This is a genomic window from Methanosaeta sp. UBA458 (assembly GCF_002496085.1).
Taxonomy (GTDB): domain Archaea; phylum Halobacteriota; class Methanosarcinia; order Methanotrichales; family Methanotrichaceae; genus Methanothrix; species Methanothrix soehngenii.
This window is the reverse complement of the sequence record NZ_DAIK01000017.1, coordinates 1-10,862: the sequence shown is the minus strand read 5'-3', so window position 1 is coordinate 10,862 and position 10,862 is coordinate 1. Positions and strand designations below refer to the sequence as shown.

Here is a 10,862-nt window from a genome sequence, read left to right as displayed (position 1 = left end):
ATAATATGATTAATTCTGGCTGCGCGATGTTTCTTATTGTCGATTTTTATGGTTAATAAGATGGATCTGCACAGTGTTCTGATCAGAATGAACGTAATCGTCTATATAATTCCCGATGGCTCATCAATGCAGCGAGGTTGAAGCTAAATGAACCAGAAGAGAAGAACCAATGACATAATCGCTTCAGAGATCCTGAAGCTATGCATGAATGGCGCGAGCAAGACCCGGATCATTCATAAGGCAAATCTGAATTTCTTGAGCGCTAAATCCCACATCGAAAGTCTGATGAATAATGGGCTGATGGAGGCCGTTCCCACTGGCTCAAAAGTCATCTACCGCACCACCCCTAAAGGAGCGGAGCTATCTCGGGTATTCGGTCAGTTCCATAGCGAGATGGACAAGCTATTTTCATATGCTTGAACCTTCAGCAAGCCTCATATGCAATGATTGAAATTCCAGCATTATGTTCAAGCTGGGAGAATATTATGAAGAAGAAGCCACTCGCGTCGCCAACTATCTGAGGGATGCGGGCTTCAAGGTGGATGTCAAAGGCCTGGTCACTGCCCAATCGGAGTTTGTGGCCTTTCTGCAAGGCAAAGCCAGCGAGCTTAGAGAGCGGAACAGAATATTAGAGAGGCATGAGAAATTTATCTCCGCCATGAAGGCCGTGTTGGAAAAGGCATCCAATGATGAGGAGCTCATGGATCTGTATCTGGCTGAGCTGGACCCGGATTGGAGAACCAAGAGAGAGAGGATGAACGAGAAGGATTTGGAGGAGGCGGACGAAAAAACCAGAGATGAGTTATTCGAATCCCTGGCATACTCAATAGTGGCTCTGGATTTCGCCAAGGATCTCTACAATCTCAACGATATCAAGCCGGGTGAGCCAATAGGTGACCTGCTGGATGATCCTGTGATCAATATTCATCTGAAATCCCAAGAGGCAGATCCCGAGGATCCTCTGCTCAATGAGCGATTGGAGGTGGATCTGGAAAAAATGTATGTGGTCAGCATAGATGAGTCCTCCTCAGCGCTCTTCCGGGATATCGATGAGGATTTTCAGGAGAATTATTACCAGGAGTATCAACTGATCACGGCTCTGGGATTGGTGGTGGAGGATCTATTGGAGTGCCCAGAGAAGGGAAAGATGGATATCGAGGATTTTGCCGAAAGGTGCATTCTTGATGTAGGCAGTAGATTCACTGTGAGCGTTGACGCCAGCCTGGTAGCAGAGGAGATAGCCCGCTCCCTGGAGAAAAGGGGAATGCTGAAGATCAAGGGCAATACCATAAAGTGGAAGGCATAGCTCGAGACGAATGATTGGGATGATCGATCCTGGCAAACCTTTATCTTCTATCAGCCATTCTCCCCCTCTAGTTCCGGAATGTGACCATTAGGTCGAACCGGCCAAGGTGAAGATAGATGAGATCTTTTTACAGCTATATCGGCGATGCCTGGTCCTCTCCTCGAGAGGGATACGTGGGCGCGCTGAGGCAGGACAGGCTCAAGGCCTGGCGCCAGGAGAGCACAGTGCAGAAGATCGAGCGGCCCACCAGACTGGACAGGGCGCGGGCACTCGGCTATAAGGCCAAGCAGGGCATAATCGTGGCGCGTGTCAAGGTAAGAAGGGGCGGCAGAAGAAAGTCCCGCTATGAGAGAAACAGAAAGACCAGCAAGATGGGAGTAAACACCATCACCATGGCCAAGTCCATCCAGAGGATCGCCGAGGAGCGAGCGGGCAGAAGGTACCGCAACATGGAGGTCCTGAACTCTTACTGGGTGGCAGAGGACGGCAAACAGAAGTTCTATGAGGTCATCTTGGTAGATCCCCACTCCACCTCCATCAAGAGCGACAAGGACCTCTGCTGGGTCGCAGACAACGTCCACCGGGGCAGAGCGGTGCGTGGCAAGACCAGCGCTGGCCGCAAGGGCAGGGGCCAGAGGCACAAGGGCTTTGGCACTGAGAAGACCAGGCCCGGCATCAGAGCCCATGACGGCAGAGGTAAGTGAGCGAGAGCGCTGGATACAACCCGGATCGACAATACTCTGGCAAGTGAAGAGCATTGATCGATAAAATCTCTATTCGGGCCTTTGTGGCAGCGACAGAGGACGAGGAGCGTGTGCGCGAAGCTCTGAGCATCTTCGTCCCTCTGGACCATATATCCTCCCAGACTGCTTTAGGCCATTTCGGAAATGAGATCAAAATCCTCGAGGCTTCTCTGAGAAGAAAGGAGGCTCAGGCTTTCTTTCAAATTTTACGTGAGCAACTGCCCTCAGAGGACAGCTTTCGCCTTCACCATGAGATACCAGAGCGGCTGGAGGGAGCGAGCCACTTCCATCTTCGCTTGGACAAGCAGGCCGCCTATAAAGGCCTCTTCCGCCTGACGGAATCCAAGGACGCTCTGGACATCTGTGCTCTGGTCAAGACCTATCCCTCCAATCGCCAGCAGGCCATCAAGATCCTAAGTGAGCTCATATGAGCTATTTTGAGTGCCTGAGAGCCTATCCTGAAGGATCGTCCTCCGCCAGCCGCATGGCATTGAAGGCGAAAAGCCTGGGCTACGGGGGAATCATAATATGCAACGCAGCCCCTGGCAATCTCTTCCGGCCAGAAGCAGCAGAGAGGATAAGAGGGATTGAGGTTGCCATCGGGGCGGAGGTGATGGCAAAGGATGTCAGATCCCTTCGCAGCAGGATTACATCTCTTCGGCCGAGATACCCTCTCCTCCTGGTTCGGGCCGCAACGGAGGAACTGGTGCGCACAGCCAGTGAGGACCCCAACGTCGACATATTAATCCCCTCATATAGCAGCCGCCGGCCGCTGGGCATAGCTGCCGCCCGAGCCGCCAAGCTAAACCAGGTGGCAATAGGATTTGACCTCGGTCCTTTCTTTCGTCTATCGGGTCGGCATCGCTCCCGCTGGCTTGAGTCACTGGGACGGAACCTGCAGCTAGCACGCAAGTTCGATCTGCGCCTTCTGCTCACAGTCGGGGCCAGGTCCCACCTGGACCTTCGTTCTCCCCGTGACATCATCGCCCTGGCGGAGGTGATGGGCTTCGAGCACCAGGAGGCCTGCCGGGCCCTGTCCCTGGCCGGTGATATCATGGCTCTGAATCGCAGATGCTGGCCTTCCCCGGGGGTAGAGCTACTTTGAGAAGCAGACTGCCCGTCCTCCGGATGAGGAGGAGATATATGATATTCCAGCTGGAGGCAGAAGGAGAGATAGAGGGCAAGGATTTGATCAAAGAGATCATAGCCAACCAGCATACCCTCTTCGGCGATATCGGCAGCGCAAAAAACAGGCTCCATCTGATCTCCTTCGATGGCCGCCAGGGCATATTGCGCTTTCATCATAAGCACATGGACCAGGCCAGGGCCACTTTAGCCTCAATTCATTCCATTCAGGGAACTAGAGCGGCTCTGCAGGCAAAAGGGGTCTCGGGGACGATTAAATCGGCCACAGAAAAGTATTTACCACGTCTATGTAAAATAAACGGTGATTGCGACAGAAGAAGAATCGAGCTGAAAGAAGTTTCCGGGTGCATTATTCGCACCCAAGGCCTAGAGGTCGATCTCTGTCCAGATGACAGCGAATGGACCCGAGGTTCAGATACCAGATATCTGGGACTGACCTCTTTCGATTTATGTGGAGGACACGAGGATGCAGATGGCACCGCAGATGGGTTATGATAGGGCTATTACTGTATTCAGCCCTGATGGCAGACTATTTCAAGTTGAATATGCCCGCGAAGCAGTCCGTAGAGGAACTACGGCAGTAGGCATTAAGGTAAAGGACGGCGTAGCTGTGCTGGTGGATAAAAGAATCACTAGCAGGCTCATGGAACCCAAATCGATTGAGAAGATATTCCAAATTGACAGCCACATCGGCGCAGCTACATCTGGCCTGGTAGCCGATGCCAGGGTGCTGATTGACCGGGCCAGGGTTGAAAGCCAGATCAACCGCCTGGTTTATGACGAGCCGATAGGGGTTGAGGCCCTGGCCAAGAAGATCTGCGACTTCAAGCAGCAGTACACCCAGTACGGCGGTGTGCGTCCCTTCGGAACCGCCCTTCTCATCATCGGCGCAGAAGAGGACAGGGCCCGGCTCTTTGAGACCGACCCCTCTGGAGCTCTGCTGGAGTACAAAGCCACAGGCATCGGAGCAGGCAGATCCTCAGTGATGGAGGTCTTCGAGGAGAAGTACAGAGAAGACCTGACCATGGACGAGGCGGTCCTCCTGGGCTTGGAGGCTCTTCACAGAGCAGCTGAAGGCAAGGTGGAGGCATCAACCACTGAGATCGGCATCATCAAGCTCTCTGATAAGCTATTTTATAAGTTGACAGAAAAAGAGGTCAGCGACTACGTTGAACGCATGAAGGCAATAGTCGCTTCCAATAAGGTCCAACCAGGCAAGGGAGAAGAGGGAGAGGCATAAGGATGGTCAGACTGGATGACGCAGTACCTGCCAGGCTGAAGACCCACGGAACCACCTTTGAGGTTTTGGTAGACCCGGACGGAGCGCTTGCCCTGAAGAGAGGCGATAGCGTCAACCTGGAAGACATCCTGGCGGTGGAGGATGTCTTCGAGAATGCCTCTCGGGGAGACAGAAGCCCGGAAGAAGATCTGCAAAAGGCCTTCGGAACCACCGATCCCCTCTCCATCGCTCCCGTCATCATCAAGAAAGGAGAGATAAGCCTTACCGCTGATCAGAGGAAGAGGTTCTTGGAGAACAAAAGGCGGCAGGTCATTGAGGTCATTGCCAGAAATGCCATCAATCCCCAGACAAAAACCCCTCATCCACCAGGCCGGATCGATCAGGCCATGACCGAGGCCCGCGTCAACATCGATCCCACCAAATCCACCGACGAGCTGGTCAAGATAGTGATGAAGGCCATTCGTCCTCTCATTCCCATAAGATTCGAGGAGGTGGAGGTGGCGGTCAAGGTTCCGCCTGAATTTGCTCCCAAGGCCTACGGAGAGATCTCCGCCTTTGGCAGACTAACTCGGGAAGCCTGGCAGAACAACGGTGCCTGGATCGGCGTGGTTCAGATACCTGCGGGCATGCAGACGGAGTTTTACGACCTGGTCAACCGGCTAACCAAAGGCGAGGCCGAGACGAAGCTTCTTAAGCATTAAGAATGGAGTAGGAAGCGCATGGATCGCAAGGTGGTAGTACCAGGTGATCTTCTCTCTGAGGATGCCAAGAGATCGGGCGAGGGGACTTACATCAAAGATGGAAACGTCTACTCCTTGCTTTACGGACTTGCGAACTACAGGGATAAGATAAATGTCATACCTCTGGCGGGAAAGTATATGCCTGCGCCAGGGGATAATGTCATAGGAGTGGTGAAGGACATAACCTTCTCCAACTGGATCGTGGACATCAATTCGCCATATGACGGGCTTTTGCACATCTCGGAGTTTCCCAAGAGGATCGAATCGGATGAGATGTCTAAATATCTGCGCATCGGCAGCTCGATTATGACCCGGGTGAAGGATGTGGACCCCACGATGAAGGTGGAGCTAACCTTAAACGACCGAAAGCTGGGCCCGATCAGGACAGGACAGGTCATAGAGATCAGCCATACCCGGGTACCCAGGCTGATAGGCAAGGGCGGCTCCATGATCAGCATGCTGAAAAAAGAGGTAAACTGCAGCATATTCGTTGGCCAGAACGGCAGAATCTGGATCAACGGCTGTGCAGACGATACGGATCTGGCACTCAAGACGATTGCCCTGATAGAGAGAGAAGCCCATACCAATGGCCTGACGGACAGGATTGTGAGCTTCCTTAAGGCAGAGAAAGAGGCCAGAAGTTGATCGCTATGGATGAGAATGATATATCATTTTTCAAAGACGGACTCCGCCTGGACGGCCGGCGAGCCGACGAGCTCAGGCCGGTGAAGATAGAGGTGGGGATCCTGGCCAGAGCTGATGGCTCGTGTTACATCGAGATGGGAGGAAATAAGGTAATAGCTGCAGTATATGGGCCCAGAGAGGTCCACCCCAGACATCTGCAGGAGGTAACGAGAGCCATCGTGCGCTACAGATACAACATGGCATCCTTCTCCGTGGAGGAGAGAAAGCGTCCCGGGCCGGATCGACGGTCTTACGAGCTCTCCAAGGTGAGCCGGGAGGCGCTGGAGCCGGTGATCCTGACCTCATTTTTCCCCCGTTCGGTGATCGACGTCTTCGTGGAGGTTCTTCAGGCGGATGCAGGAACGAGGACCGCGGGCATAAATGCTGCGGCTGTAGCTCTTGCGGATGCGGGAATTCCTATGAAGAGCATGATATCCTCCTGTGCGGCAGGAAAGGTAGGAGATACCATTGTCCTGGACCCAATGAAAGAGGAGGACAACTTCGGACAGGCCGATCTGCCCATCGCCATGACCCCCAATGGCGATATCACCCTGATGCAGATGGATGGCAACCTGACGCCGGTCGAGTTCGGACAAGCAGTAACGATGGCCATGAAAGGGGCAAAGGACATCTATGAGCTGCAACGGAGGGCTTTAGTGGCAAAGTATAGCCAGATCTCAACAGACTCAGCTCGAGAGGAGGTGCATCTCTGTGAGTAGCGTCATCTCCGAGATCAAGAAGGATTTCATATACAATCTCCTTATCAAGGGGGAGAGGATCGATGGCAGGAAATTCGATCAATACCGGGAGATCTCTATTGAGAGGGATGTCATTCGCAAGGCTGAGGGAAGCGCTCTGGTGAAGCTGGGATCCAGCCAGGTCCTGGTAGGAGTGAAGATGCAGCCCGGAGAGCCCTTCCAGGATTCTCCCAACCGGGGAGTCATAATCACCAATGCAGAGCTTGTGCCCCTGGCCTCGCCCTCTTTCGAGCCTGGGCCGCCCAATGAGGTGGGAATCGAGCTGGCCCGGTTGGTGGATCGGGGGGTGCGCGAATCGAAGGCGGTGGACCTTGAAGCTCTCTGCATCGAGCCGGGAAAGAAGGTCTGGATAGTGTTCATCGATGTGCATATTCTGGATGACTGCGGAAACATTCTCGATGCAGCCTCGCTGGGGGCAATATCTGCCCTTTTATGCACCAAGGTACCTGCATCCAGGTTTGGCCTGGGCGAGGATTATATCCTGCCCATAAGGGACATTCCCATAGCCACGACCGCGATTGAATTTTCCGATGTGCTGATGTTCGATCCCGGAGTGGAAGAGGAGGCGATAGCCAACACCAAGCTCACAGTCATCACCACCACAAACGGAGATATCTGCGGAATGCAGAAGAGCGGCACAGGAATGCTGAATCCAGAGCAGGTCTACCGCATCATTGATATAGCATGTGAGAAGGCGAGAGAAATCCGGGAAAAGTTTCTGGAAGCTTAAACGGAAGTAAAGATCATGGCAAAGCAGACTACAAAGGGAAAGAAGAGCAGATCGGCAGCCAGGTTTGGCGCGAGATACGGCCGCAAGTCGAGGAAGCTCGTGGCCGATCTGGAGGAGAAGAGCAAGGCCTCTTATGATTGCCCCCAGTGTGGAAGGAATAAGGTAAAAAGGACAAGCACAGCCATATGGAGCTGCAGAAAATGTGGATATACCTTCGCAGGCGGGTCCTTTTTGCCCGAGACCTCTTTAGGCCGCTCTGTCTTGCGGTCTCTCAAGAAGAGCCTTGAGGCGGATTAAAGGATGGCCTACAAGTGTACCAGATGCAAGAAGATCGTGGAGATTGACTACGAGTACAGCGGCATACGCTGTCCTTACTGCGGCCATAGGATCCTTATGAAGGAGCGGCCCACCACGGTCAAGAAGATGAAAGCCGTCTGATGCTGGTCACCACCGCGCGAGACCCTTCTTCCAAAGCGAGAAGGTTTGGGCGGGCGCTAGCGGCCTTCCTCTCCGTCCCCTATCTCAACCGGGGAAAGCATAGCTCTGGAGGAGAGGATACCTGGCTGGTGGTGGTGGAGGATCATGGCAACCCCCGGGGCCTGGTCAAGCGTTCTATAGCAGGAGAAGAATTGCTTGCCTTTCGGCTGCTGGGCGAGCCGCTGGCGGGACGGCTGAAGAAGGATGTGCCTGTGGTTACGGGACGGTCGACTGAATCAAAAGCGATTGCTCAGTTCTTTGAGCTGAGGTGGTCGCATCTTCCCGATCCAGAGGCGAGAACGATTTCCGTGGCATCTGGCAGGATAGATTTCATGGATGTAGGCGCGACCAGGTTCAGTCTGAGGCTATGAAGGGCTGGACAGAGCTGGTCATAGAGACGCCTCATTCCCAGGAGATCTATGAGGCGCTGGCACCGGAGTTGAACGATGAGATCCACCGGTCGAATATCGAGTTGGTCGAAGGACCTGGCTTTGTTCGATTGAAGATCCTGGGCGAGGATGTGGTCTCCCTTCGGGCAGCCTTAAATACCTGGATAAGGTTGGTCAAGATCGCAATTGAGATGGTGAGTTTATGAGTGGCGAATTGCCTCCGCAGATACAAAACCAGTTGGCTCAGCTTCAGCAGCTTCAGCAGCAGGCTCAGGCTGTTATGACTCAGAAGACCCAGATAGAGGGTCTGATCAGAGAGACCGAAGCAGCGCTAAAAGAGCTGGAGAAGAGCGCAGACGACGCTGTTATATACAAGAGCGTCGGCGAACTTCTATTCAGAGCGGACAAATTGAAGCTGACTGAGGAATTGAAAGAGAGAAAGGACATGATGGATATCAGGCTTAAGACGATGGCAAAGCAAGAAGAGCGCATTCAAGGGCGCTTTACACAGCTTCAGGAACAGCTTAAGCAGTCATTAGGTCAGATGCCGCCCAAGGGCGGCTAAACAAACTTGCGGACCCGTGGCTTAGCCAGGATATAGCACCGGGCTTCTAACCCGGGGGTCGCGGGTTCGAATCCCGCCGGGTCCGTTTTATATTTTTTGAGGATATATGTGCGAACTGACGGTTTATACCCTGAAAGGTGGAGTCCGGGAAAAGGTCATGGAGAGCGTGGTCAGACTGATGGTCCATGACGGCAAGGTGATCCTGGAAGGCATATTCGGCGATTCCATGGAAGTTGAGGGAAGGATCTCCGAAGTGAATATAATGTCCCAATCGGCCACCATAATCGGATGAAGATCCCAATTCGGCTCATAAAGCTTATGGACTTGAAAATGGATGAGAAAAGCTATGAGACCAATTGAGACCATTTGTGTGCTGTCCATATCCCTGCTTTTAGCATCGATAATGGGCTGCCTGGCAGAGGATAGCACTGGTTCCCTTGAAGGCAATCCGGATATTCCAAAAACGATGCTGCCGGATGGATTCAAGCTGTTGGCTGCCCTCCCTGAGATGGACTCCAATGTGAATATGACCGATTATATAACCGAGTTCTATGGAGAAAAAGAGATCAAGCCGATCAATATCTCTGTAGGAATATATCAATGGGAGGCCAAGGAAGGCGGCCAGCCCTATGATGCCAAGGTCACATATATCCGATTGCCTGATCAGGAACAGGCACTAGCAGCCATCAATAACTTCAGGTCCCAGGAGGATTACGCCGATCAGATCGCCAGAGGCCTTAAGATATTCGGAAATGCCACAATCAACGACCACGATGCTCTGGAGATAAGACACATCCAAAATAGCAACACCTACAAATATATTTATCTCTGGAACAATTTAGATCTGGTGGTACTGGTCGAAGGCAACAATGATAAAAATCAGAGCCTGCAGCTTGCTTCTGCCACAGGCCTCTGAAAATCTTTTTTTACCTGTAGTTCAGCTCGAGATCTCCCTCGCGCCAGTTGTAAACCGGATAGCTCTTTCTCCTATGGCCCGATGCCTGCAATGCCTGCACCACCAGGGGCACAGTGATGGTGGCATCGGAGAAGACCTGCACCTTGCTTGCCTCCTTTTTCACCTTGCCCCAGGAGACCGCCTCCTCAAATGTGCAGCCTGATAGCCCTCCCCAATGGGGAGAGTCAGCGGTATACTGAATGGCATAGCTATGCCCTCCGGAGTAGTTGCCTATGAGCTCCGCTATGACCTCGGTCTGCTGGATGAAGTTCTTGGGGACCCCGCCACCGATATATATCACACCGGTCTGGGCGGACCTCTCCACTATCCTTGTGATCTCATCCACATCCTTGATCTGATCGACCAAAACCCGGCAACCTTCGCGCAGGGCTATAACCATCCCAATGCCCCAGGAGCTATCTCCCAGAGCAGGAACGAATATTGGAACACCGGCTTTATGGGCGGCACCGAGGATGGTGGTATCGGGCAGTCCCTTGCCCACCATCTCCATCAGCTCTCGGGAGGAGTAGCGGCGGTCCTGGTCTAAGCCCTTAACGAAATCTGATATGTAGTTGTCTGCCTTATGCAACTCGATCTCCGAGACGAATACATCGTATATCCGGTCGATCTTGCATTCGTTCAGGTAGGCGTCGTCAGCACACGAGCTCCCCCGAAAGTGAATTATCCCCAATCCCTCGCACAGATCATGGAATAGATTGGCCCCAGTGCTTACCAGACAGTCAACCTTCCTCTCCCTCAATAGATATGCAATGAACTCCCCGAGCCCCGCTGGGACCATAGCTCCCGCCAGTCCCAGGAAGATGGTTACATCCTCGTCCATCATCCTCTCCCAGACGCGCAGAGATGCGCCAAGCTGGCCACCCTGAAAGCCCATCCTGCCCATATCTCCAACCAGCTCAGCGACGCCCCGGTCCTTCATGGGGATCGTCGTCCTCTCTTTATTGCATATCAAGTCATGACCGTGACTATGTTCCATTCTATCCCTCTTCAGCCTCTGGTTATAAGTCGGACTGGAGACTCTTAAAGATTATCCAGTCGTGAAGTTTTATATACCTATAGGATCTCTTAAGCAAGGTTCGAAGAGAGCGGGCTCCGCATCACGAGAATG

General features: G+C 53.0%; 19 protein-coding genes and 1 tRNA gene. 19 read left to right on the top strand and 1 reads right to left on the bottom strand.

The features are described 5' to 3' along the window. The first annotated feature begins 147 nt into the window (after positions 1-147). The 19 genes from BP822_RS01080 (at position 148) to BP822_RS00990 (ending at position 9,694) form a co-directional block, all read left to right on the top strand. Complete coding sequence (locus BP822_RS01080; protein ID WP_273278599.1) at positions 148-420, top strand: winged helix-turn-helix domain-containing protein; 273 nt, start codon at positions 148-150, stop codon at positions 418-420. A gap of 43 nt (positions 421-463) precedes the next feature. Then, positions 464-1,306 (top strand): hypothetical protein, encoded by an 843-nt coding sequence (locus tag BP822_RS01075; RefSeq protein ID WP_276619881.1) that lies wholly within the window; start codon positions 464-466, stop codon positions 1,304-1,306. 116 nt (positions 1,307-1,422) lie between these two features. Beyond that, the gene (locus BP822_RS01070) at positions 1,423-2,010 is read left to right on the top strand and encodes a 50S ribosomal protein L15e (protein ID WP_013720463.1); all 588 of its coding nucleotides are present in this window, start codon (positions 1,423-1,425) and stop codon (positions 2,008-2,010) included. 53 nt (positions 2,011-2,063) lie between these two features. Next, positions 2,064-2,480, top strand: coding sequence for an RNA-binding domain-containing protein (locus BP822_RS01065; RefSeq protein WP_276619883.1), 417 nt, complete (start codon positions 2,064-2,066; stop codon positions 2,478-2,480). Then, a complete protein-coding gene (locus BP822_RS01060; RefSeq protein ID WP_273271333.1) occupies positions 2,477-3,154 on the top strand; it encodes an RNase P subunit p30 family protein in 678 nt (225 codons plus the stop codon). Before BP822_RS01065 ends, BP822_RS01060 begins: the two co-directional genes overlap by 4 nt. A gap of 38 nt (positions 3,155-3,192) precedes the next feature. Beyond that, positions 3,193-3,690 (top strand): Rpp14/Pop5 family protein, encoded by a 498-nt coding sequence (locus BP822_RS01055; protein WP_286877543.1) that lies wholly within the window; start codon positions 3,193-3,195, stop codon positions 3,688-3,690. Further along, positions 3,662-4,435, top strand: a complete 774-nt coding sequence (gene psmA / locus BP822_RS01050; RefSeq protein ID WP_286877542.1) for an archaeal proteasome endopeptidase complex subunit alpha — start codon at positions 3,662-3,664, stop codon at positions 4,433-4,435. Before BP822_RS01055 ends, psmA begins: the two co-directional genes overlap by 29 nt. Positions 4,436-4,437: 2 nt before the next feature. Further along, complete coding sequence (locus BP822_RS01045; protein ID WP_048132528.1) at positions 4,438-5,136, top strand: ribosome assembly factor SBDS; 699 nt, start codon at positions 4,438-4,440, stop codon at positions 5,134-5,136. An 18-nt stretch (positions 5,137-5,154) separates the two neighbouring features. Continuing rightward, positions 5,155-5,820, top strand: a complete 666-nt coding sequence (gene rrp4, locus BP822_RS01040; protein WP_286877540.1) for an exosome complex RNA-binding protein Rrp4 — start codon at positions 5,155-5,157, stop codon at positions 5,818-5,820. 5 nt (positions 5,821-5,825) lie between these two features. Then, positions 5,826-6,578, top strand: coding sequence for an exosome complex exonuclease Rrp41 (gene rrp41 / locus BP822_RS01035; RefSeq protein WP_276619888.1), 753 nt, complete (start codon positions 5,826-5,828; stop codon positions 6,576-6,578). Then, entirely contained in the window at positions 6,571-7,347 is a 777-nt protein-coding gene (gene rrp42, locus BP822_RS01030; protein ID WP_273271330.1) for an exosome complex protein Rrp42, read from the top strand. Before rrp41 ends, rrp42 begins: the two co-directional genes overlap by 8 nt. Positions 7,348-7,362: 15 nt before the next feature. Beyond that, entirely contained in the window at positions 7,363-7,644 is a 282-nt protein-coding gene (locus BP822_RS01025) for a 50S ribosomal protein L37ae (RefSeq protein ID WP_013720470.1), read from the top strand. 3 nt (positions 7,645-7,647) lie between these two features. Then, positions 7,648-7,785, top strand: coding sequence for a DNA-directed RNA polymerase subunit P (locus BP822_RS01020; protein WP_013720471.1), 138 nt, complete (start codon positions 7,648-7,650; stop codon positions 7,783-7,785). After that, on the top strand, positions 7,785-8,195 hold the full coding sequence (locus tag BP822_RS01015) for a hypothetical protein (protein ID WP_273278601.1): 411 nt from the start codon (positions 7,785-7,787) through the stop codon (positions 8,193-8,195). Before BP822_RS01020 ends, BP822_RS01015 begins: the two co-directional genes overlap by 1 nt. Next, positions 8,192-8,419, top strand: coding sequence for a KEOPS complex subunit Pcc1 (locus tag BP822_RS01010; RefSeq protein ID WP_013720473.1), 228 nt, complete (start codon positions 8,192-8,194; stop codon positions 8,417-8,419). The genes BP822_RS01015 and BP822_RS01010 overlap by 4 nt, the downstream gene beginning before the upstream one ends. Then, positions 8,416-8,778, top strand: coding sequence for a prefoldin subunit beta (locus BP822_RS01005; protein WP_013720474.1), 363 nt, complete (start codon positions 8,416-8,418; stop codon positions 8,776-8,778). Before BP822_RS01010 ends, BP822_RS01005 begins: the two co-directional genes overlap by 4 nt. A 10-nt stretch (positions 8,779-8,788) precedes the next feature. Beyond that, positions 8,789-8,863: transfer RNA gene (locus BP822_RS01000), tRNA-Arg, on the top strand. A gap of 21 nt (positions 8,864-8,884) precedes the next feature. Continuing rightward, the gene (locus BP822_RS00995) at positions 8,885-9,070 is read left to right on the top strand and encodes a CooT family nickel-binding protein (RefSeq protein WP_013720475.1); all 186 of its coding nucleotides are present in this window, start codon (positions 8,885-8,887) and stop codon (positions 9,068-9,070) included. A gap of 54 nt (positions 9,071-9,124) precedes the next feature. Continuing rightward, on the top strand, positions 9,125-9,694 hold the full coding sequence (locus BP822_RS00990) for a hypothetical protein (RefSeq protein WP_276619885.1): 570 nt from the start codon (positions 9,125-9,127) through the stop codon (positions 9,692-9,694). A 10-nt stretch (positions 9,695-9,704) separates the two neighbouring features. On the opposite strand, the gene BP822_RS00985 is transcribed toward BP822_RS00990, so the two are convergent. Beyond that, positions 9,705-10,730, bottom strand: coding sequence for a deoxyhypusine synthase (locus tag BP822_RS00985; RefSeq protein ID WP_013720477.1), 1,026 nt, complete (start codon positions 10,728-10,730; stop codon positions 9,705-9,707). Positions 10,731-10,862 lie beyond the last annotated feature (132 nt).

What these genes read in the sequence shown, in the direction of transcription:
- BP822_RS01060 (WP_273271333.1), top strand. Translation starts at nt 2,477, where the DNA reads ATGAGCTATTTTGAGTGCCTGAGAGCCTATCCTGAAGGATCGTCCTCC.
- rrp41 (WP_276619888.1), top strand. Translation starts at nt 5,826, where the DNA reads ATGGATGAGAATGATATATCATTTTTCAAAGACGGACTCCGCCTGGAC.
- BP822_RS01080 (WP_273278599.1), top strand. Translation starts at nt 148, where the DNA reads ATGAACCAGAAGAGAAGAACCAATGACATAATCGCTTCAGAGATCCTG.
- rrp4 (WP_286877540.1), top strand. Translation starts at nt 5,155, where the DNA reads ATGGATCGCAAGGTGGTAGTACCAGGTGATCTTCTCTCTGAGGATGCC.
- BP822_RS01055 (WP_286877543.1), top strand. Translation starts at nt 3,193, where the DNA reads ATGATATTCCAGCTGGAGGCAGAAGGAGAGATAGAGGGCAAGGATTTG.
- BP822_RS01020 (WP_013720471.1), top strand. Translation starts at nt 7,648, where the DNA reads ATGGCCTACAAGTGTACCAGATGCAAGAAGATCGTGGAGATTGACTAC.
- BP822_RS01070 (WP_013720463.1), top strand. Translation starts at nt 1,423, where the DNA reads ATGAGATCTTTTTACAGCTATATCGGCGATGCCTGGTCCTCTCCTCGA.
- BP822_RS01005 (WP_013720474.1), top strand. Translation starts at nt 8,416, where the DNA reads ATGAGTGGCGAATTGCCTCCGCAGATACAAAACCAGTTGGCTCAGCTT.
- BP822_RS01075 (WP_276619881.1), top strand. Translation starts at nt 464, where the DNA reads ATGTTCAAGCTGGGAGAATATTATGAAGAAGAAGCCACTCGCGTCGCC.
- BP822_RS01045 (WP_048132528.1), top strand. Translation starts at nt 4,438, where the DNA reads ATGGTCAGACTGGATGACGCAGTACCTGCCAGGCTGAAGACCCACGGA.
- BP822_RS00985 (WP_013720477.1), bottom strand. Translation starts at nt 10,730, where the DNA reads ATGGAACATAGTCACGGTCATGACTTGATATGCAATAAAGAGAGGACG.
- BP822_RS01015 (WP_273278601.1), top strand. Translation starts at nt 7,785, where the DNA reads ATGCTGGTCACCACCGCGCGAGACCCTTCTTCCAAAGCGAGAAGGTTT.
- BP822_RS01010 (WP_013720473.1), top strand. Translation starts at nt 8,192, where the DNA reads ATGAAGGGCTGGACAGAGCTGGTCATAGAGACGCCTCATTCCCAGGAG.
- psmA (WP_286877542.1), top strand. Translation starts at nt 3,662, where the DNA reads ATGCAGATGGCACCGCAGATGGGTTATGATAGGGCTATTACTGTATTC.
- BP822_RS00995 (WP_013720475.1), top strand. Translation starts at nt 8,885, where the DNA reads ATGTGCGAACTGACGGTTTATACCCTGAAAGGTGGAGTCCGGGAAAAG.
- BP822_RS01025 (WP_013720470.1), top strand. Translation starts at nt 7,363, where the DNA reads ATGGCAAAGCAGACTACAAAGGGAAAGAAGAGCAGATCGGCAGCCAGG.
- BP822_RS00990 (WP_276619885.1), top strand. Translation starts at nt 9,125, where the DNA reads ATGAGACCAATTGAGACCATTTGTGTGCTGTCCATATCCCTGCTTTTA.